This window comes from Sphaerisporangium sp. NPDC049002, assembly GCF_040649355.1.
GTDB lineage: Bacteria > Actinomycetota > Actinomycetes > Streptosporangiales > Streptosporangiaceae > Sphaerisporangium.
Genome location: NZ_JBEZFH010000151.1, coordinates 1 through 18,953, shown reverse-complemented (window position 1 = coordinate 18,953; position 18,953 = coordinate 1). Strand labels below are relative to the sequence as shown.

Here is an 18,953-nt window from a genome sequence, read left to right as displayed (position 1 = left end):
CTCGCGGAAAGGGAGACCGAGGAACGGAGCGTGCCGCCGGCTCTGTCGGCGATGGCGGCGTGGAGCTGGCGCTACTACAACGGCTACATCTACGCGAGCGACTTCAACAGGGGCTTCGACGTCATCAAGATCAACGACAGGCGCACCGACCCGGCCGCCAGGGTCCGCGTCGACCGCCTCAACGCCCAGACCCAGGGTTCGTACCGCGACCGCGGCCACGACGACTGGATCTGGAGCGAGGAGGACTGACGACGGCCACGGCGACCGGCGAGGCTGACAGCGGCCTGAGCGGGGGAGTGTTCCCCGCGCGCTGACGGATCGACGGCAGGGCGGCCTTCTCCCACCGCCCCTGCCGTCCTTCGCTTTCTCAGGGAGCCCATCTGGCCGGGCGAGGTCGCCCGGCGGGTGTTTCCACCGTGTAAACGTTTGCCGGCGGCCGTTGCGCGAGGACGGCCGCCTACCGATAGGGTTCATGCGGTTGGGTGTTACCGTTGGTAACGTCTCGCTGGAGCGGGACTTCCCCAGGTACGGCTCCGGACCCCTTGAGGAGTGATCGAGATGGCGGAGAGCTCTGGTGGCTTCTGCCCGGAGGTCGGCGACGACATCCGCGAGGTACGCGACTGGGTGCACGAGTTCGCCGCGACGGTGATCCGCCCCGCCGGCGCCGAATGGGACGAGCGCGAGGAGACCCCGTGGCCCGTCATCCAGGAGGCAGCCAAGATCGGGCTGTACTCGCTCGACTTCTTCGCCCAGCAGTGGTTCGACGAGAGCGGCCTCGGCATTCCGGTGGCGTTCGAGGAGCTCTTCTGGGGTGACGCCGGCATCGGCCTGTCCATCGTCGGAACCGGCCTGGCCGCCGCCGCGCTGTCGTCCAACGGCACGCCCGAGCAGATGGGCGAGTGGCTCCCGCAGATGTTCGGAACCGCCGACGACGTCAAGCTCGGCGCCTTCTGCGCCTCCGAGCCCGACGCGGGCTCCGACATCGGCTCCATCCGCACCAGGGCCGAGTACGACGCGGTCAAGGACGAGTGGGTGCTCAACGGCGTCAAGACGTGGGCGACCAACGGGGGCATCGCCAACGTGCACGTCGTCGTCGCGTCCGTCGACCCCGCGCTCCGCGCACGGGGCCAGGCGTCCTTCGTCGTCCCGCCGGGCACGCGGGGGCTCTCGCAGGGGCAGAAGTTCAAGAAGCACGGCATCCGCGCCTCCCACACCGCCGAGGTCGTCCTCGACGACGTCAGGGTGCCGGGTCGCTGCCTGCTCGGCGGCAAGGAGAAGCTGGACGCCCGCCTCGCCCGGGTACGCGAGGGCGGCAAGAGCGGCGAGCAGGCCGCCATGCGCACCTTCGAGGCCACCCGGCCGACCGTCGCCGCCATGGCGGTGGGAATCGCGCGCGCGGCCTACGAGTACGCGCGCGACTACGCCCGCGAGCGGGAGCAGTTCGGCCGCAGGATCGGCGAGAACCAGGCCATCGCCTTCCTGCTGGCGGACATGGCGACCAGGGTCGACATCGCCCGGCTGATGACCTGGCGGGCCGCCTGGATGGCCCGCAAGGGACGCCCGTTCGGCCAGGCCGAGGGCTCGATGTCGAAGCTGGTGGCGGGGGAGACGGCGGTGTGGGTGACCGAGCAGGCCATCCAGATCCTCGGCGGCGCCGGCTACACCCGCGATCACCCCGTCGAACGCTTCCACCGCGACGCCAAGATCTACACCATCTTCGAGGGCACCAGCGAAATCCAGAGATTGCTGATCGGCCGCGCCGTCACCGGCCTGCCTGTTCAGTGATCTTTTTGCAGGTCAAAGCATGGTGCTCCCGTGTTGTGAGAAACACGCACCTGGGTTATTGGGGCGCTTCACGATCATGCTCATGGTTCAGTTCTGTCTCAGTTCTGCCCAGTGAGGAGCGGGGCCGGCGCATGTGCTTGTCTGCCTTGCATGCTCTGTCATGTGACGTGGTCAGCATGTGGGCGTAGACACGAAGAGTGAGCGCCGGGTCGGCATGCCCGAGGTATTCGGACAACTCCTTGATCGTCACTCCGGCCGCAAGGGTGATGCTCGCGTAGTAGTGGCGAAGCTGATGGGTCCCCTGCTGCCGGGTCGTGGCGTATCTTCTCCGGCCACGCGCGTCCTTGGTTGGTTCGGCAATGACGCCGGCCCGGCACCTACCACCCCGGCGTCCACTCGAGTACTGAACTGTAGCAACGCCTGACCTCAGAGTCGCGAATGCCCCGTCCTCCTCCGGGAGGACGGGGCATTTTCGCTTTGCCGCGTCCTCACATCACATAGGAGAACCACGCGGGTGGGGACACTGTGTCCCCGCTGAGTCTCCTTCCCCGTATACAAGATGTCCCCAGAACGTACGGTGGAGTTCTAGGTCCGGTCGGAAGGCGGCCTCATGGCAGAAGAAGAACAGACAATCGGACAACGGGTACGACAGTTCCGCCTCGCACGAGGGATTGAACGTGCAGACCTCGCGGATCGTCTCGGCTACTCAACCGCGTGGCTGAAAAGCGTCGAAATCGGGAAACGGCAACTTGATCGGTACTCCGTCATCACACAGATCGCGGAGGCTCTCCAAGTCGAAGTGTCCACCCTCCTGGGTCTTCCGCATGCCTCTGCGGGTAACCAGGATCATCAACGTGCCCACATCGCTATCCCTCATCTACGCAAGGTGCTGCTGCGCGGGTATCTGCCTAGCCGTGCCGCTGGGGTGCCGTTCTCGCTGGATGACCTGCGGGAGCGGGTGAGCACGAGTCAACATCAGGCCCGTCACGGCCGCTATGGAGACCTGCTCACCGACCTGCCGAGACTCCTCATCGACATCGCCTACACCGTCGCGGCAGTCGAAGACACCGAAAGGGAACGGGCGTGCGGGATGCTCGCCGAGGGGCTGCATGACGCAGCGATGTCCACCAAGAAGCTCGGGTACATCGACCTCGCGACCATCGCGGCCTCGCAAGCGATCCGGGCAGCGGAGTCGTCGGGGGATCCGCTGTTGATGACCGCGACACGGTGGACGCAAACGGAGGTGTATCTGGCCGCTGGCGCTGTGGACGAGGCGCACGAACTGCTGGGGTCCTCCATCGACGAGCTCGATCCGATGCTTGGCCAGGGCGGACCTGACGTGTGGTCCCTGTGGGGCACTATGCACCTCGTGGAGTCGACGATTCAGGCGCAGTGGCAGCAGCGGGGAGAGGCGGCGGCGCACCTGGTGGAAGCTGCTGGCGCAGCCGATCGCATCGGCAGCGGCCATAACTCATATATGACGGAGTTTGGTCCCGAGAACCGGGCGTTGATCGCGGTTCAGGTCGACGTCGAGATGGGTTGCGGGCCGGATGCATTGGAGAAAGCAGAAGGTGTCCCGATCAACAATCTGCCCAGGGAGCGGCGCGCGCGGCACCGGATTTCCCGGGCCCTGGCGTTCAGCCGGGTCGGCGACGACGACCAGGCCATGCGCGAGCTGCTGGAGGGGCACCAGATCGCGCCTGAATGCGTGACGAATCATCCGCTAGCCCGCGACGTGGTGAAAACCGCTGCGCGTCGGGCGATGACGTTGAGTGGCCCAATTGCCATGGTTGTGAACCGGTTGGGCGTTTCCATTTAGCGCCTGGCCCGAAGAAAATGGGCGACGGGGACACGGTGTCCCCGTCGCCCATTGTTTTCCTTCGTATGGTCTCCCCATGACTCGCCGGGACGCATTTCTACGCGCTGTGAGCTTCGGCGCGGTGGTGCTCTGCGGAGCTCAGACCGCGTGCGGATGGCCCCTGGCGAGGCGCCTGCTCTGCATGCGAGCCCGCCGAGACGCTGTGCACGTCTACGGCGGGCTCTTGACCGCACACGGAGGTGCGATCCACGGGTGACCGTACATCAGCTGGTGATGCCGGATGGTGACTAACCAGCATCCGTTGGGGGGAATCCCGCTCACCCCGCAGGAGGCTGCAGACCTAGTGAACCGACCCGGCCCGGCGGGGGTGTACCAGTGCTTCCTCGGCCAGGACAAGGACGCGACGCCGGCTGAACGGCAGTTGGCAGCGGAAGTCCTGGCGAGCAATCCGGCCATTCGGCAGATGGCCCAGGACAACCGCCGGTTCCTCGGTAGAGCGGTCCGCTACGCGGTGGGTGAGGCAGGGATACGCCAGATCCTCGACATCGGCACCGGGTTTCCCACAAATGACAACGGCCACCAGGTCGCCCGGAAGGTCGCCCCGGACGTCACCACGGTGTACGTCGACAACGACAAGAGGGTGACCGCCCATGGGCGGGCGTTCCTGGACGATGAGAAATCGACGCATTTCCTCTACGCCGATGTACGGATTCCCGGCGAACTGCAGTACACCACCCGGGTTCAACGGCTCCTGGACTTCGACCAGCCCATCGCGTTGATGCTGGTGGCCGTCCTGCACTTCGTGGAGAAGCAGGACGAGCCGTACAACATCGTGGACTCGTTGGTCGGGGCTCTGGCCCCCGGTTCGCTGGTCGTGATCTCGCATGCCTTGGACGATGAGTCGCTGCGTCCCGGCGCAAGGACGTATCAGCGGGCGACCTCCAGGGCGGTGCTTCGTACCGCTACGGAGGTTGGCGCGTTCTTTAAGGGGCTCGACGTGGTGGACCCGGGGCTCGTTGCCCCGAATGACTGGCGGCCTGAGCAGGCGGACCTGGTGGCGCCGCTGGACCGTGTGCCGGTCCTGTGTGGCATAGGCCGTAAACCGTGACCGGCGACGATCCGGCGATGGTCGCCGGGACACAGCTATGCCTTGCCCTGAAGGCCCATGGCATAAGCGCCCACTTCAACGGGGGACACGGGTGGGCGGTGGTGTCGGTGTGTCGTGGCTTGGTAGTGCGCACCGACGGGGTGTGCTACTCGTGGTGGACTGGGCGGTATTCGGCGGCTACCAGTCGCAAGCTGTTCCGGTACATCACTGCGGAGCGACCGGAGAGCGCTGCGGACGCTATCGCGGAGCGGTGGCGTGAACTCGGTGGTGCTGATCCACTGGCCCGTGAACTGGTGGGAGCGCCGATATGAGTTCATCGCTGTCCGGTATGGGCCCCATCAATGTGCGGCCGGGGGATCAGACCGCTGTGCAACGTACAGCGGCTCTAGCGGTCGCCACGGTCAAGGCGTCTCTCGCAGAGCAGCGCGAGGTCCCCAGCGTCCCCGTGCCGTCTACCAGGGGATCCTAAGCACCGCCGGTCTTCTCTGGCGTTGACCCTGGAGAAGGACGGCGGATCCACCTGAGCTGTCGCGGTTTCGTCTCTGCGCTCCACATCGGAGCGGGACCGCGACACCCTCACGGCCCCGCTCTCATCGTGGGGGGAGCGGGGCCGTGGACCCCTGGTTGGCTGGCTCGCTAATCCTGAAGCTCGTAGCCCCAGCCAGGCCGGTGGTGCAGGGGAGGAGCCGCCGTCCTCACCCTGCACCACCAACGCAAGCAGCAGCCTTTGGGCCGCGCGGATCACCCCCGACGAAAAGAGGATGCGGATGAGGATCGGGTTCAGCTTCTGGGGTTCCTCGGCCCTGGCAACGTTGCACCGATGCGCATCAGGCGCCCACCGAGGCCGAGTTCCGGGCCGCGATGGAATCCTTCGGCTACGAGGCGGACGCGCCGTTCCTGGTGGAGGATGGACATGTCCTTACGCACGCACTGGGCGAGCAACGCCGGTACGCCCTGCAGCACGCATTGGGCTACCAGGTGTGGGAAGTTGATCACCCGCACCTCCACGCCGCCCACGGCCGCGCCCTGCAAGGGTATGTACTGAGCGATGACGAGCAGGCGCGACTCGACCAGGCGCGGGAACGGCTCGCCGCCGGCGCCCGCTTCGACGACGACTGAACGACCAGGAGGGGCCATCATGCCGAACCAGCTGTGGATGGCCGCGCCCCTGGTCGCGTTCGATCTGGAGGGCACCGGCGGTCAGGACCGCGAGAACGAGGCGATCCTGGAGGTCGGGGTCGTCCCGCTGGCCGGTGGCCGCCCCGACGTGGACCGCGCCTATCACTCGATCGTCAACCCGGGGCGGCGCATCCCGCGCCGTCCCTGGTCTCCGCCCGGCCTGACGAGCGACATGCTGGCCCTGGGCCCGACACTCGATCACATCCTTCCCGAGCTGATGGCCCGCCTCAATGGGGCGTACATCGTCGGCCACAACGTGACCGTGGACTGGCGGCTGTTGTCGCTGCGCTGCCCCGGCATCCGCCCGGCCGCACTGATCGACACGCTGAAACTGGCCAGGCTGATCCGATCAGGCAGCCGGCGCAACAGCCTGACCGCCCTCCTCACCCACTACCAACTGACCGATGAGGTCTTCCATCTCGCTGTCGGCGGGCAACCGCACCGTGCTCTGTGGGACGCGGTCGGCGCCGGCCTGCTGCTCCGCACCCTCGTTGAGAAGCTGTTCGGGCAGACCATCACCGTCGACAAGCTGCGCCAGGTGGCTGGGGTGCCGATCAACGGTGAAGCCATGGGTGATGAGTCTGGCCAACTGCCGTTACTGTTCTGACTGATCACCAGGCGAACGCCCTGTCCTCCGTGACGCGGAGGACAGGGTGCCCAGCACCTGTAGGCGTACCCCTGGCAACGGTCTACCAGAACTCGCGGGGGAATAGTCCACGCTTCATGAAGATCGGTAAGCAATTGTCGGGGGGCGTGGTCGAGCGGCGTTCCTCCCTGGCTTTGGTTCTGCCACAGTTCTGCCAGAGGGTGGCTAGTAATGGCAAACGACTACCACTGACCACAATGAGTATTCCCAGGTCAGAGCAAGAACGATAACGATATTGCAGGTCGGCGATCTGCACATCTGAGATCTACACGCTCTTCGAGGGCACCAGCGAGATCCAGAGGTTGCTGATCGGCCGCGCGGTCACCGGCCTGCCCGTCCAGTGACGTTCCGCGTCGTCAGAGCCCCGACGTAGTGATCGCACGGCAGCCGTCGACGGCCCGGTCGGTCTCGCCCGGCGTGGGTGGTGCGATGTCGAGAGCCCAGCAGTAGAAGCTCAGTTCGTCGACGTCTTGTTCGATGAGTGCCGTGAGCGTGGTGCCGCCGCCGTGGCCCGAGGCCCGGAGGGGCAGCAGGAGATAGGGTCCGCCCCGCGTGCCTTCGGCCTGGAGCATGGCGACCATCTTGAGGGGGTCGTACGGTGGAGCGACCCGGTCGTTCAACGCCGACACGAACGTCATCACGGGGTAGCGGCGATCGGCTCGGACGTTGTGGTACGGCGAATAGCCGGCGAGATACGCGCCCTCGACGGGATCGTCGGGAGAGCCGTACTCGACGGTCGCCGAGCTCAGGTAGCCGAATTTCGGGAAGTTCAGCATGTCCAGGATGGGCGCGCGGCAGTAGACGGCTCCGAAGGCCTCTGGTGCTTGCATGGCGGTGACGGCGACGAGCAGACCGCCGTTACTGTTGCCACGCGAAACGAGCTTGGAGGGCGTCGTATAGCCCGCCGACTCAAGCCATCGCGCCGCGGCGATGTAGTCGTCGAAGGCGTTCTGCCGCCGCGTCTTGCATGCCCCCTCGTGCCAGTCGCGTCCGTATTCGCCGCCGCCTCGCACGTTCGCGAAGGCGAGGACGCCGCCCAGCTTCAGCCAAGCGGCGTTCAGGGCCGAAAAGCGTGGCTCCAGCGGGATGTTGAAGCCACCGTAGCCGCTCAGACGTACGGGCCGGCGCCCGTCGCGAGGGAGGTCTTCGCGGTGAACGATGAACATCGACACCCGCGTGCCGTCCGGCGACTCGTACCAGACCTGGTCCGTCACGTACGCGGACGCGTCCAGCCCGACGTCGGGCACGTGGTACGGGGACAGGCGGTCGGCCGCGTAGTCATACCGGTAGACCGATGGTGGCTGCACGTACGAGGTGAAGTTCACCCACACCTCGTCGCCGCTCCAGCTGCCATCGACGCCGCTGATGACGCCTTCGCCCTCGTTGCGATTCACCGAGCCGAGCGCCGGCAGTACCAGGTCGCGTAGGTAGGCGCCGTCTTCCGCGTGGATGCGCACGCGATGCGACGCCGCGTGTGAGTAGACGGCGTAGAGCCGGCCGCCGACGCCGGCGACCGTCTGCAGCGTGTCCGAGTTCTCGGGGATGAGCGTCCGCCAATTCGTCGGCGCCGTGAGCGGCGCGACGCAGAGACGGCCGCGCGGCGCGTCCAGATCGGTATGGACGAGCAGCGAGTCGCCGATCACCTGCACCTGGTTGAGGCACCGCATGGTGGGAGCGACCGGCACGAGCGCGTCGTCCGCGAGGCGTAGCAGGTGGACGACGTTGGCATGCACATAGTCCCACTTGTAGAGCACGGCGAAGCGTCGGCACTCGCTGACCTTGACGGAGCACCAGTACTCCTTCTCGTGATCGTCGCCGAAGATCCGGCGGGCCGGCGCGTCCGACCCGAGCCGATGCTCGTAGATGGCGTTCCAGTACGCCTCGTCGCCCGCGGGCACCTCACCAGGCTCGGGACACGCCGCATAGAAGAACCCTGACCCGTCGGGTCGCCAAGCCGGTGAGGTGTGGCTCGTACCGCGGGGCCGGTCGGGGAGCAGCCGCCCCGTCTCGACGTCGAGCACGTGGATCACCGCGTCGTGGGTGCCGCCAACGGCCTTCCCGAACGCGACCAGCGTGCCGTCGGGGGACGGCACGGCGAACACCAGCGCCTCGTCGCTCCTCCATGTGTTGGGGTCGAGTACCGGTTCGAGCGGCGCGTCCTTGCCGCGCCGCACCATGAGACAGGGCTTCTCGTCGTCGGTGTCCGCCTGCCAGACGAACTCGCGTCCGTGCGGGCCGGTGCGAATCGGCGGCGACAGCCGCGCATGGCGCGCTGAGCGGGCGACCGTGGCCCGCAGCCAGTCGCGTCCCGGCGCTCCGCGCAGCACAGCATGCGTGACGGCTTCCTGCGCATTGATCCACGCCTGGGTCTCCGCGTCGTCGAGCCGCTCCAGCCAGGCGTAGGGGTCGTCAAATCGCTTACCGTGCAGCATGTAGCCGCTATCCGGATCGTGTCGCGTCGTGGGAACCTTTAACGTGAGTCTTGCCATCCTGTGATTCTCCACTGGCGCGCGACCAGCCTGTGCGGCTACGGCGCGCCGCCGGCACTCCAAGGCCGACTCCTTGTCGGCCGCGCGTCAATGGTCCGGCGTCGTCTCCGCCAGTTCGCTCAGCGCGGTCCGGTTGGGCAGGCCGGTCTTGGTGAGCAGGGACGCGACGTGCTTTTCCACGGTGCGCGGCGACAGGTGCAGCCGCGTCGCGATCTCCCGGTTGCCGAGCCGCCGGGCGAGCAACCGCAGGACCTCGTACTCGCGTACGGTGACCCCGGCGGCGCGCAACCGAGAAGGGATGTTGTCGGCCCCGGGGCGACGCTGGGTGACGCGCACTCCGGCCCGGCGCATCAGCGTCCGGCAGGCGCCGGCGACCGCGGTCACCCCGCCGGAGTGGAAGTACTCCTCGGAGCGGCGCAGCCACTCGACCGGGGTGCCCCAGCCGTCGGTGATCGCGGCCTCGGCCACCAGGCGTAGCCCGATATTGCGGCTGGTGCCGAACAACTCGCCCACCCGCACCGCCTGCTCGACGGCATCGGCGGCGTCGCGGCCTGACCCCGCCCGGCCGTGCAGCACGGCGCTCGCGAACAGCGCGAACTGCCGGTCCCAGCGCAGCCGGCTGGCCGGCGCCGCGACCACCGCCTGGTATTCCGGCCAGTCCAGTTCACCGGCCAGCGACCGCAGGAGGAGATCCAGGCCGTAGCGGCCGGTCAGAGGGTAGACCGTCGGGTTCTGGTCCTCGGCGGCCAGCGCGCGTGACTGCTCCGCCATGGCCAGCGCCCGGTCCTCCTCAAGGAGCGCGCACCATGCCCGCGCCAGCCCGTGCGCCCGCGGCGTGAGCTGCGCGTGCTCGGGCACCTGGTGGCGCAGTTCGGCGAACGCGGTCTCCATTTCCTGCCGCCGGCCCTGGTGGGCGGCGAGGATGGCCCGCTGCAGAAGCGCGTACCTGGCGGCCTCCAGGAGCCGCAGCCGCGAGGCCGACTGGAGCACCTGGTCGAGGATCTCCCCGGCGACGCCGAAATCGGCCCGTAAGATCGATTGGAAGGAGATGCAGGTCTCGGCCTGGAACCGGGCCGTGACCGCGCCGACCCGCGACGCCTCCTGCCGGACGTGCTCCAGCCGGCTGATCCCGCCGTCGCGCAGCGCCTCGTCGTTGCCGAGCCGGATCAGCGTGTGGATCTCCTCAATCGGCAGGTCGTACCGCACGGCGAGGCCGCGCGCGTGTTCGAGGCACGCCGTCGCCTCCTGCGGGTCGCGTGGGCGGCTCAGCGCCCCCAGTAACTGCCACGCCTGGCAGGCGACCATGGGGAGCCGGGCCTTCTCCGCCACCTTGGCGGCGCGCCGCGCGAGTTGTTCGGCCAGTCCCACCTGGTCAGGGCCCGGCAGGTCGAGCACGAGATGGGCGGCGACGACATCGATCGGCGCGGAGTCCCGGTCGGCGGCGCCCGGGCCCAGGAGCCGGCGCGCGATCTCCACCTGGGCGAGGCCATCGGCGGCCCGGCCGCCTACCGCGGCGGCCCAGGCCAGGCGGGTGTGCAGTTCGGCGCGGGAACTGCGGCTGATCAGGCCGGTGAACTCGTCGAGCTGGCCGGCCGCTGTGACCGCCCGCTCCACCAGGCCGGCCTCGGCGAGCGCTAGGAGCAGCGCGGCGAGCGCGTCGGCCCGCGCCTGCGCGTCGGTGCCGTGCCCGAGCAGGTCGAGGGACTTCTCCAGCAGGCTGACCGCCGTGTTCGCCGCGCCTTGCGCCAGCGCCCTTCGGCCCGCCTCCGCGAACAGCCCCCCGGCGGCGGCGGGTTCGCCCGCCTGCAGCCGCAGGGTGGCCGACGTCTGGCACCAATCGTCGGGCAACTCGGGGAACACGGCCAGCACCGCGTCGGCGGCGCGCCGCGCGAGCGCGCCGCGCTCGTCCGGGGTCAGCAGGGTGAGCAGCGCCTCTACGACGAGCGGGTGCTGGAAGGCGTACCAGTCGGGGGTCTCCTCGTCCGGTGCGACGAATTCGGCGGTCAGCTCGGCGTGCAACTGCCTGAGCACTTCGCGGTATCCGAGTCCGGTGGCCGCCTGCAGCACCGACACCGGGAAACGCGGGCCGAGCACCGCGGCGACCGAGAGCAGGTCCCGTCCCTGCGGGCCGAGCTTGTCGAGTCGCGTGGCCATGGTACGGGTGAGCGAGCCGGTCACCCTGGTGTGCAGCTTGCCGGTGACCCGCCAGCGTCCGCTGTCGCGTTCACGTGCCACGAGCCCGCCGCGCAGCATCTCGCCGAGCATCTCCTCGACCATCAGCGGAACGCCGCCGCTGTCGGCCCATAACTGCTCGGCCAGCTCGTCGGGGACGTGGGACGCGTCGCACTCCAGGTGGACCCCGGCCAACCGGCGCACCTCGTCTCCGTCGAGCCGGCGCAGTTCGAGCAGGCCGGCGGAGCCGCGCTGCGCGGCCGAGCGGGCCATGTCGAGGGCGGGGCACGGCTCGCTGGAGGCCGCGCCGAGCAGCATGGCGGGTTGCCCGGCGAGGTTCTCGACGAGGTAGTCGACCACGGCCAGGCTCTCGGCGTCGGAGTTCTGCAAGTCGTCCAGGATCATCAGACAGCCGCGCTCCCGCCCGGCGAGCGCGGTCAGCCGCAGCACCGCCTCGGCGAGGATCACCAGTGACCCTCCCTCGTGCGCGGGCGCCGGCGTGCCCCAGTCGGGCACCAGCCTGGCGAGGACCGGCTGGTACGGGCCCAGTTGCGCGACGTCGATGGGGGCGCCGGACCGCTGCAAGGACATCAGCGCCTCGGTCAGCAGCCGGAACGGGGCCATCGGGCCGATCGGGCTGGCCCTGCCGCGAAGGGTGCACATGTCGGCCGCGAGGCCGAGGTCGGCTGCCGCCGTGGACAGGCGTGACTTGCCGATCCCGCCTTCGCCGATCACGAAAAGCGCGCCGCCCCGTCCGGACCGAGCGCTGGCCAACGCACGGTCGATCGTGCGAAGCTCTTCATCCCGGCATACCACGGCCGATACGGGGAACAGGGTCATTTGACGTTAATAGCCAATTTTGCCGGGTTTACGCAGCATGTCAGATGGCAAAACGGCACCCGGTGCAAACCGTGCCCGCATCGGGGTCACAGAGAAACCGGGTGCCGCACTGGTCACGCTCACCGCAGGCGGTCAGAGGGCCGGCGGATACGCCGGACCGTGCCGCTCGCCGGCGGGATGTCACACGATTCTGCTGATGGACGTCTCGCCACCGCAGCAGGTGGTGTCCGCGGGGCCGGCCAGGCTGTTGATCGCGCTGCCGAGCCCCGTCGTGGTGCCGCCCGTCGTGGCGATGACACCGGCCAGCACGGCGACCCGCAGGCCGAACTGCACCCCCGGCCTGCCCAGTCTGCCGGCGCCTGCCGCGGGCGTGGATTCCCGTGCCTCGTCGCGGGAGTCGGTCCGGTGGGTGCGCGTGCTCAACAACTCGAACCTCATTTTCCTCAGCCTTCCTTTCGAGTTCGTCTTGCGCGTTGGTCGTCTGCCGGTCGGGTGCCGGGGAGCCTCGGGCCGAGGCCGCGGCGATGTCAGGGGGTGGGTTCCAGGAGCAGTACAGAAGGGACCGTCCGCGGGAAGCCAAGCCGTAGCAGCCCGTATCCGATGCCCGCGAGCCCATGCAGTAACCCGGGCGTGGCGATCCCGCCGGGGGTGGCACAGGTCGGTCCGTGCCGGTGGACCGCGTCGAGGACGAGGTCGGCGCGGTGGTGCAGGGTCGGGGGGGCGCTCTGGTCCGGTGTGACGGCGGTGAGCACGAGGAGCGCGTCGGCGATGCCGAGTTCGCCATGGCACAGGCTCAGGTCGCCGAGCACGGGGCGTTCGGCCAGCGAGAGCAGAGCCGCCTCGGTTTCGGCCGTCGCGGCGTCCCTCGCCAGGCACGCGCGTGCCATGAGCAGGCCGGCGGTCCCACGGCACCAGCCGTGCCCCTGGGGCCCGCCCGGGACGATCTGCTCGCCCGCCCGCCGCAGCGCGCGCCGGCCCGCGTGGGAATGGCGCGAGTCCGGTGCGTGCATGGCGAACCGGGTGAGTGCCCAGCCGATCCCGGCGGCGCCGGAGGCGAAGCCAGGCGGAATCCCGTCCCCGTCGGGGACGCACCGCCCCGTGGTCCGCTCCACGAGGTCCGCGAGCCGGTCGGCGCACGTGACGGCCAGCCTCGCGGCCGCCCCGGAACCGATCTCGCGGTGCACCGCGCTCATCGCGGCAAGGCATCCGGCGGTTCCGTCCGTCCACCCGGGCGGCTCAGGCGGCCCGCCCAGGCCGACCGTGCGGTCCGCCAGTTCCACGCTCGTCTCGGCCCAGTCACGCAGCTCTTGGTCGTCGAGCAGGGTGGCCAGCCGGGCCAGCGCGTAGCTCATGCCGCCGAGTCCCGCGTTGCTGCCGCAGGCGACCGCGGTGAGCAGGTCGGCCCGGCCGGCGAGGGTGGCGAGCAGCTGGGGGATCGGGCCCACCGCGCGGCGCGCCGCCTGGCCGTAGCGGGCGATGCCGGTCAACCGGGCGAGCTGGGCCAGGAACAGCGCCACCCCGAGGTAGCCGTCCGCCAGGCTGGCGCCCATCGGGAGCACCATCCAGCGCGCGTCGTCGACCAGTTGCAGCCCGAGCCAGTTGATCCGGCCTCGATCGTCCTCGTCGCGCATGATCTTGCTGCGCGCGAGGATCTCGTCGGCGAGCCCGGCCGCCGCGGCGAGCAGCCTGCCGGGTTCGGCGCCCGCGGGCCTGCGCGCCATGGCCGGGAGGGTGCTGTGGTGGCCTTCGGCAGGCCGGCGGGCGGCCAGGCTGGCGCGAATCACCCACTCCTGCTCGCCCCGGTCGATCTCGCCCATGGCCGCGATCTTCTCCAGGGCGCACTCCAGTCCGGATCGCTCCAGCATGCCGGGAAGGTGCGCGGTGGAGCGGGTCCACAGGTCCCTGGACCCCGGTCGGCCGGTGACCAGCGGGATGTCGCCGGCCCACAGCGCGGCGCGTTCGTACGGGGCCAGCCGCTGCCACAGGTGGTGGCGGGCCGAGGCCTCGTCGAGCAGATCGAGGGCCCTGTCCCGGTCGAGCGCGTCCCGTAGCAGGTCAGGGCGGGTGCATTCGTCCAGCAAGCGCGCGTAGCCGCGGGTCGGCCGGACGACGACGCGGGTCTGGATCTCGGAGAAGGATTCGACGAGCCGGGTGAACTCCGCCCGGCAGCGCACGACCGCGTCGTAACCGAGCCGGAAACCCTCCAGCACGTCGGCCTGGTGGTCGGCGGGCTCGATCGTCCGCCCGCCGAAGCGGGGGCGGTTGCCGGCGCCGGCGTAGGGGGCCGGCCGCCGGACGAGACGCGATCCGGCGCGGGCCGGCGGATCCCAGTCAAGGACGCCTTCGGGACAGGCCGCACCCGGATCGCCGCCCATTCCGGACTGGTCGAGCAGGCCGTTCTCGCCGACGGTGACGTACGGCAGGAGCCCAGTGCGCTGCACCGAGGTGGCCAGCGCGTGGGCGGCGGGGTCGGCGATGGTGATGGTGTCCGGCATGGGCAGGTCAGGGTGGAAGATGGTCTCCACGTCGATCAGGACCGGCTGGTCACCGCACGCGATGACGTTCTCGCAGTGCATGTCGGTCGCGTGTACCACGTGCAGGGCGGCGAGCAGCACCCCCGCACGCCGGTAGAACCGCCGCGCGTCTTCGGGTCGCTTCAGCGGCCGGGTCTGGACGAATTCCATCCAGCCGTACCCCGGCCGCGCGACCGCCCGGGCGGTGCGCAGACCGCAGCCGGGAAGCCGCAGGTCGAGCCAGGCGACGACCTCGTTGAACCGCAGGTGCGCGGCGAGGCAGCGCGGCTTGTAGACGACGGTGCGGCCGTCGGCGAAGCGGACGAGGCTGACCGTACGGCCCTGCTCGTGCGGGTCGCCGAGTCCGGGTTCGATCGCCGTGACCGGCCCCGGGTCCACGCCGCCGAGGAGGTGCTCGACCAGGGCCGCGCGGTCGGCGCCGAGACGGGCCAGCAGTTCGGCGCCCGCGTCGGCGGCCGACATGGCGGCCGTGCCCAGTTGCCTGGCCAGCACCGGGTACCGCGCGAAGAGCGCGGCGAGCCCGGCGGAGGCGCACTGGCGGTGCAGGAAGTCCGCGAACCGGTCCCGGTCGTCCGCGCCGGTCAGCAGGCCACCGGCGTGAGCCGTGCCCAACTCCGCCATCAGCGTGTACAGGGCGATGCGCGCGAGTCTCCTGGCCAGGACGCCGGTGTAGGTCCGCGCGAGGGAGAGGGCGTCGGTCTCGCCAGGGGCGAGATGCCGCCCGGCCGCGTCGGTCAGCCGGTCGCGCACGAGGGCGAGGAAGGGCCGGAACGGGACGGCGAACGCCTCGTGCCACTCGTCGGTGCCCGGCGGTTCGCCGGGCGGGAGGGCCGTGGCGACGGCCCGCTCCACGAAGTCGCACCAGGCCGGGCGGACGGCCTCGGAGCGGTCGCCGGGCATGGCGGCCTCCGGCCGCTCGTGCCGCGCCAGCGCCCGAGCCCACCAGTCGGTGCCGGGCAGCACGGCGGCGGTGCTTTCGCCTGGTGTCGCCGGGTTCGTCATACCTTTGAAGCTGCCACAGCCTCGTCTCCCGGTGATGGGTAGAAGGCACCCATGTTTCTCCGGCGGTCACCGCCGCGGGGGCGCCGGGTACGTAGACGGTACGCGGTCCGGCGGTGCGGCGCCGCCGCGGCCCCGGCGACCCGGCCGCGCACGCTGGGCATGGACGGTGACGCCGCAGGCAGGGGGGCACGCCGAGAATGTGGGGGTGGGGACCCCATGCGGGTGGGGGCGGTCCTGGCGGATGTTGGGGGCGAGAGATTCCTCATGTCTGGCCGAGGAGGTCCGATGGGTGACCCTGTCCGGGCCAACGTCGTCGCGTTGGATCCGATGCTGGAAGCGGGCGCCACGAGCGCGTTGCTCGGCTGTCCCGATGTCGTCGTGGTAGGGCCGCAGGAAGCGGCGGAGGTCACGGTGGTGGTCGTCGACCGGATACAGGACCAGGTGTTCGACCTGCTGCGCGCGCAACGGGACCTGGCCGACCGGCCCGGGGCGGTGCTCGTCGCCGGCGACTTCACGCCCTCTCAGGCGTTGCACGCGATCGCGGTGGGCGCGCGTGGGCTGGTGCGCCGCCGTGAGGCCGACGCGGGCCGCCTGGCGGGCGCGGTGCTCGCCGCGGCCTGCGGCGACTGCACCGTCCCGCCGGACATGCTCACGTGCTTGCTCGATCACGAGGCGGACGCCGGCTCCGCGGGCGGGACCCAGCGGGGGGCCTGGCGGGGCGCGGGCCTGAGCGAGCGGGAACTTGCCGTGCTCACGCTGATCGCCGATGGCCGCGAGACCGATGAGATCGCGCGGGAACTGTGTTACTCGTCTCGCACCGTCGTCGGTGTGGTGCACGACATCACCCACCGGTTCCGGCTGCGCAACCGCGCTCACGCGGTCGCGTACGCGCTCCGGACGGGGCTGTTGTGACCGGGGCGGCGGCGGGCACGGTGGAGTGTCCCCGCGTGCATGTCAGCGCCGGCGGCGCGGCGGCGCGGAACCGGGTGCTCTCGCTGCTCGGGCCGTGCGGGTTCCCGCTGGCCCCGGAACCCGACGGGTCCGCGGACACGGTGGTGATAGCGGCGGCGGCCACGGTGGACGAGGCGCTGGAAGCGTGGTCCGGAGCGGGCGGGCCCGGCGGGCACGCGGTGCTGCTCCTCGCCGACACCTTCTCCCCCTCCGGCGTGATGCGGGCCGTGCGGGCGGGGGCGCGCACCATGCTGCGGTCCGCCGACGCGACGTCGGTGCGGCTGGGCGCGGCGGTGCGCTCGGCGCACCGCGGCGACGGCCGCCTGCCGCATGAGGTGCTGGTCCGGCTGCTCGGCGGCCCGGCCCCCGCGCCGCCGCGCCCGGCGCCTCCGCTGACGGTCAGGCAGAAGGCGGTGCTCGCGCTGATGGCGGACGGGCTGGGGAACGCGGCCATCGCCCAGGTGCTGTGCTGCTCGGAGCACACGGTCAAGAACGTCATCTACGACCTGACGGCCCGGTTGCAGGTGCGCAACCGGGCGCATGCGGTGGCGTGTGCGGTGCGGAGGGGCCTGGTCTAGCCGGTACGGCCGGCCGTCGCGCGCGCGGGAAGGAAGTCCGGCAGGTCGACGCCGAGCCCGTCCCGGCGGGCGGCGCGCAGCACCATGCCCGCGACCGCGAGGTCGAGCACCCCGAGCCCGAACGGAGAGAACAGCGTCACGCGCCGCGGATCGCGACCGTGATCTCCACCGCTGAGCAGGAGTTCGCCGATGGTGGCCTGGATGAACCCCCGGTGACCGACATGCTGCTCGGCCAGGTGCATGGAGGTCGCGGCGCGCAGAACATGGTCACGGTCGTCGACGATGTTCACCGCGTCCAGCACTCCGCCGATGGTCACGTCCCGCAACGAGACGTGCAGGACGAGCGAGCCGGGGCGGCAGGCGTGAAGGTCGAGATGCGGGACGGTGGCGGTGGTCGCGAGGCTGACCAGCGGGTGCGCCGCGAGAGCCTCGTCCGGGTGGCTTGCCACGGACGCCGTCACGTCCAGCTCCGCCGAGCAGCGCCGCGCGAACGCTTTCGCCCGGTCAGCGTCGAGGTCGAACACGGTGACCTCGCGCAGCTCCGGATGCGCCACCCTGAGGAACCGAAGGATCTCGGCGTTGATGACGCCGCATCCGATCATCGAGACCCCGTCGGCCGGCTCCGTGCCTTGCAAGGTCGCCGACGCGAGGGCGGCGCTCGCGGCGGTGCGCCGCGCGGAGATCACCGAGCCCTCCATCACGCACAACGGGTGGCCGGTGTCCGGCGAGTTCAGGATGATCGCCGCCGACGCGCGGTCCATCCCGGCCGCCACGTTCCCGGGGAACGACGCTATCCACTTCACCCCGGCGACCGGCTCGTCGCCGCCCAGGTACGCCGGCAGCGCGATGACGCGGTCGCGGGCGCTGTGGGGGAAGCGCAGGAACACCGACTCGGGTACGGCTGTCTCGCCGCGGGAGTGTTCCAGATACGCGTGCCGCACCGCGGTGAGCACCTCAACATCCTTGCCGTCCAGTACGTGCCGGACGTCCGCGTTGCCGAGGATCAGCATCGCTTGTCGCAGATGGTGCGGTCCATGTACCGGCGCAGGCTGGCCGGCCGCATGTCGGTCCAGATCACCCCGATGTAGTCGAGGCATTCGGGCTGGGTGCCCTGGGTGCCCTCGGCCTGCCAGCCGGGCGGTGGTTCCTGGTCGGCCGGCCAGACCGAGTACTGCTCCTCGTCGTTGCGCACGACGCGGTAGACGCCCTCATCCACGGAGTCGTTCATCGGCGGATCCCTTCTGCGCTGGCCGCCCGGTGTGCGGCGGTCAGGCAACTGTGCGCGCCGCACGCGGTCCGGCGGGAGAGAAGAACGCGCGACAGGAGCGGCGGTCGAGCGGTGCGGTTCCTTCCCTGGCGGGCGGGAGCCGTGGCGGGCGATGGTCGAATCGCCACAATCCCCACGATCTGAGGAGACATCCCATGGACGATGGCGACGGCAGGGAAACCGGTGTGGCCGGCAAACGTTCGTTGCGCGGCCTGATCGGTGTGCTGGGCGCGGACCTCGCCGCCCTTTCGGCGAACCGCCTGCTGTCCATCGCGGTGCCGTGGCTCGTGCTTACCACGACCGGGAGTCCCGCCAAGACCGGTCTGGTCGCCTTCTGCCAGATCACCCCCTTCGTCATAGCGCAGGCGCTCGCCGGCCCGCTCATCGACCGCATCGGGCCCCGGCGCGTCGCCATCACCGGCGACCTGGTGTCGATGGCCGCCATGATCGTCGCGCCCTTGCTGTTCGCGGCCGGTGGGCTGAACCTGTGGGCCACCAGATCACCCGGCTCGGCGCCCTCCGCGTACGAACGCAACCGGCCCGCCTGAGCGCGCAACGACGCCTCGGACTTCGCCGACACCAC

Annotated in this window: 15 protein-coding genes and 1 pseudogene; 9 read left to right on the top strand and 7 right to left on the bottom strand. The window is 70.2% G+C overall.

The features are described 5' to 3' along the window. Together AB0B89_RS25665 and AB0B89_RS25660 are read left to right on the top strand one after the other, a co-directional pair. Positions 1–249, top strand: a pseudogene (locus AB0B89_RS25665) (hypothetical protein); the annotation flags it as partial. 309 nt (positions 250–558) lie between these two features. Next, positions 559–1,785, top strand: coding sequence for an acyl-CoA dehydrogenase family protein (locus AB0B89_RS25660; protein ID WP_358557755.1), 1,227 nt, complete (start codon positions 559–561; stop codon positions 1,783–1,785). A 55-nt stretch (positions 1,786–1,840) separates the two neighbouring features. On the opposite strand, the gene AB0B89_RS25655 is transcribed toward AB0B89_RS25660, so the two are convergent. Continuing rightward, on the bottom strand, positions 1,841–2,146 hold the full coding sequence (locus AB0B89_RS25655) for a tyrosine-type recombinase/integrase (RefSeq protein WP_358557761.1): 306 nt from the start codon (positions 2,144–2,146) through the stop codon (positions 1,841–1,843). 249 nt (positions 2,147–2,395) lie between these two features. Between AB0B89_RS25655 and AB0B89_RS25650 the strand changes: the two genes are divergently transcribed. From AB0B89_RS25650 to AB0B89_RS25635, 4 genes are all read left to right on the top strand, one after another. Continuing rightward, positions 2,396–3,604: a helix-turn-helix transcriptional regulator gene (locus AB0B89_RS25650; protein ID WP_358557752.1), complete on the top strand. Its 1,209-nt coding sequence runs from the start codon at positions 2,396–2,398 to the stop codon at positions 3,602–3,604. Positions 3,605–3,947: 343 nt separating this feature from the next. Then, complete coding sequence (locus AB0B89_RS25645) at positions 3,948–4,712, top strand: SAM-dependent methyltransferase (protein WP_358557749.1); 765 nt, start codon at positions 3,948–3,950, stop codon at positions 4,710–4,712. An 861-nt stretch (positions 4,713–5,573) separates the two neighbouring features. Further along, entirely contained in the window at positions 5,574–5,831 is a 258-nt protein-coding gene (locus AB0B89_RS25640; RefSeq protein WP_358557746.1) for a hypothetical protein, read from the top strand. Positions 5,832–5,850: 19 nt separating this feature from the next. Beyond that, positions 5,851–6,498 (top strand): 3'-5' exonuclease, encoded by a 648-nt coding sequence (locus AB0B89_RS25635; protein ID WP_358557743.1) that lies wholly within the window; start codon positions 5,851–5,853, stop codon positions 6,496–6,498. Positions 6,499–6,893: 395 nt separating this feature from the next. Here the strand turns inward: AB0B89_RS25635 and AB0B89_RS25630 are convergent, their stop codons facing one another. From AB0B89_RS25630 to AB0B89_RS25615, 4 genes are all read right to left on the bottom strand, one after another. Further along, entirely contained in the window at positions 6,894–9,026 is a 2,133-nt protein-coding gene (locus AB0B89_RS25630; RefSeq protein WP_358557758.1) for a prolyl oligopeptidase family serine peptidase, read from the bottom strand. 87 nt (positions 9,027–9,113) lie between these two features. Beyond that, positions 9,114–12,038, bottom strand: coding sequence for an AAA family ATPase (locus AB0B89_RS25625; RefSeq protein ID WP_358557740.1), 2,925 nt, complete (start codon positions 12,036–12,038; stop codon positions 9,114–9,116). A 180-nt stretch (positions 12,039–12,218) separates the two neighbouring features. Continuing rightward, positions 12,219–12,476, bottom strand: coding sequence for a hypothetical protein (locus AB0B89_RS25620; protein WP_358557737.1), 258 nt, complete (start codon positions 12,474–12,476; stop codon positions 12,219–12,221). 89 nt (positions 12,477–12,565) lie between these two features. Further along, positions 12,566–15,574: a type 2 lanthipeptide synthetase LanM family protein gene (locus AB0B89_RS25615; RefSeq protein ID WP_358557734.1), complete on the bottom strand. Its 3,009-nt coding sequence runs from the start codon at positions 15,572–15,574 to the stop codon at positions 12,566–12,568. A 285-nt stretch (positions 15,575–15,859) separates the two neighbouring features. Between AB0B89_RS25615 and AB0B89_RS25610 the strand changes: the two genes are divergently transcribed. Together AB0B89_RS25610 and AB0B89_RS25605 are read left to right on the top strand one after the other, a co-directional pair. Next, entirely contained in the window at positions 15,860–16,486 is a 627-nt protein-coding gene (locus AB0B89_RS25610; protein ID WP_358557731.1) for a LuxR C-terminal-related transcriptional regulator, read from the top strand. Positions 16,487–16,521: 35 nt separating this feature from the next. Next, a complete protein-coding gene (locus AB0B89_RS25605) occupies positions 16,522–17,103 on the top strand; it encodes a LuxR C-terminal-related transcriptional regulator (protein WP_358557728.1) in 582 nt (193 codons plus the stop codon). Here the strand turns inward: AB0B89_RS25605 and sbnB are convergent. Both sbnB and AB0B89_RS25595 read right to left on the bottom strand, forming a co-directional pair. Next, entirely contained in the window at positions 17,100–18,113 is a 1,014-nt protein-coding gene (sbnB, locus tag AB0B89_RS25600) for a 2,3-diaminopropionate biosynthesis protein SbnB (protein ID WP_358557725.1), read from the bottom strand. The genes AB0B89_RS25605 and sbnB overlap by 4 nt on opposite strands. Next, on the bottom strand, positions 18,107–18,331 hold the full coding sequence (locus AB0B89_RS25595) for an MbtH family NRPS accessory protein (RefSeq protein WP_358557722.1): 225 nt from the start codon (positions 18,329–18,331) through the stop codon (positions 18,107–18,109). The genes sbnB and AB0B89_RS25595 overlap by 7 nt, the downstream gene beginning before the upstream one ends. Before the next feature lie 194 nt (positions 18,332–18,525). On the opposite strand from AB0B89_RS25595, the gene AB0B89_RS25590 reads away from it, so the two are divergent. After that, complete coding sequence (locus tag AB0B89_RS25590; protein WP_358557719.1) at positions 18,526–18,918, top strand: MFS transporter; 393 nt, start codon at positions 18,526–18,528, stop codon at positions 18,916–18,918. Positions 18,919–18,953 lie beyond the last annotated feature (35 nt).

What these genes read in the sequence shown, in the direction of transcription:
- AB0B89_RS25660 (WP_358557755.1), top strand. Translation starts at nt 559, where the DNA reads ATGGCGGAGAGCTCTGGTGGCTTCTGCCCGGAGGTCGGCGACGACATC.
- AB0B89_RS25650 (WP_358557752.1), top strand. Translation starts at nt 2,396, where the DNA reads ATGGCAGAAGAAGAACAGACAATCGGACAACGGGTACGACAGTTCCGC.
- AB0B89_RS25640 (WP_358557746.1), top strand. Translation starts at nt 5,574, where the DNA reads ATGGAATCCTTCGGCTACGAGGCGGACGCGCCGTTCCTGGTGGAGGAT.
- AB0B89_RS25635 (WP_358557743.1), top strand. Translation starts at nt 5,851, where the DNA reads ATGCCGAACCAGCTGTGGATGGCCGCGCCCCTGGTCGCGTTCGATCTG.
- AB0B89_RS25630 (WP_358557758.1), bottom strand. Translation starts at nt 9,026, where the DNA reads ATGGCAAGACTCACGTTAAAGGTTCCCACGACGCGACACGATCCGGAT.
- AB0B89_RS25625 (WP_358557740.1), bottom strand. Translation starts at nt 12,038, where the DNA reads ATGACCCTGTTCCCCGTATCGGCCGTGGTATGCCGGGATGAAGAGCTT.
- AB0B89_RS25620 (WP_358557737.1), bottom strand. Translation starts at nt 12,476, where the DNA reads ATGAGGTTCGAGTTGTTGAGCACGCGCACCCACCGGACCGACTCCCGC.
- AB0B89_RS25615 (WP_358557734.1), bottom strand. Translation starts at nt 15,574, where the DNA reads ATGACGAACCCGGCGACACCAGGCGAAAGCACCGCCGCCGTGCTGCCC.
- AB0B89_RS25610 (WP_358557731.1), top strand. Translation starts at nt 15,860, where the DNA reads ATGGGTGACCCTGTCCGGGCCAACGTCGTCGCGTTGGATCCGATGCTG.
- sbnB (WP_358557725.1), bottom strand. Translation starts at nt 18,113, where the DNA reads ATGCTGATCCTCGGCAACGCGGACGTCCGGCACGTACTGGACGGCAAG.
- AB0B89_RS25595 (WP_358557722.1), bottom strand. Translation starts at nt 18,331, where the DNA reads ATGAACGACTCCGTGGATGAGGGCGTCTACCGCGTCGTGCGCAACGAC.
- AB0B89_RS25590 (WP_358557719.1), top strand. Translation starts at nt 18,526, where the DNA reads ATGGACGATGGCGACGGCAGGGAAACCGGTGTGGCCGGCAAACGTTCG.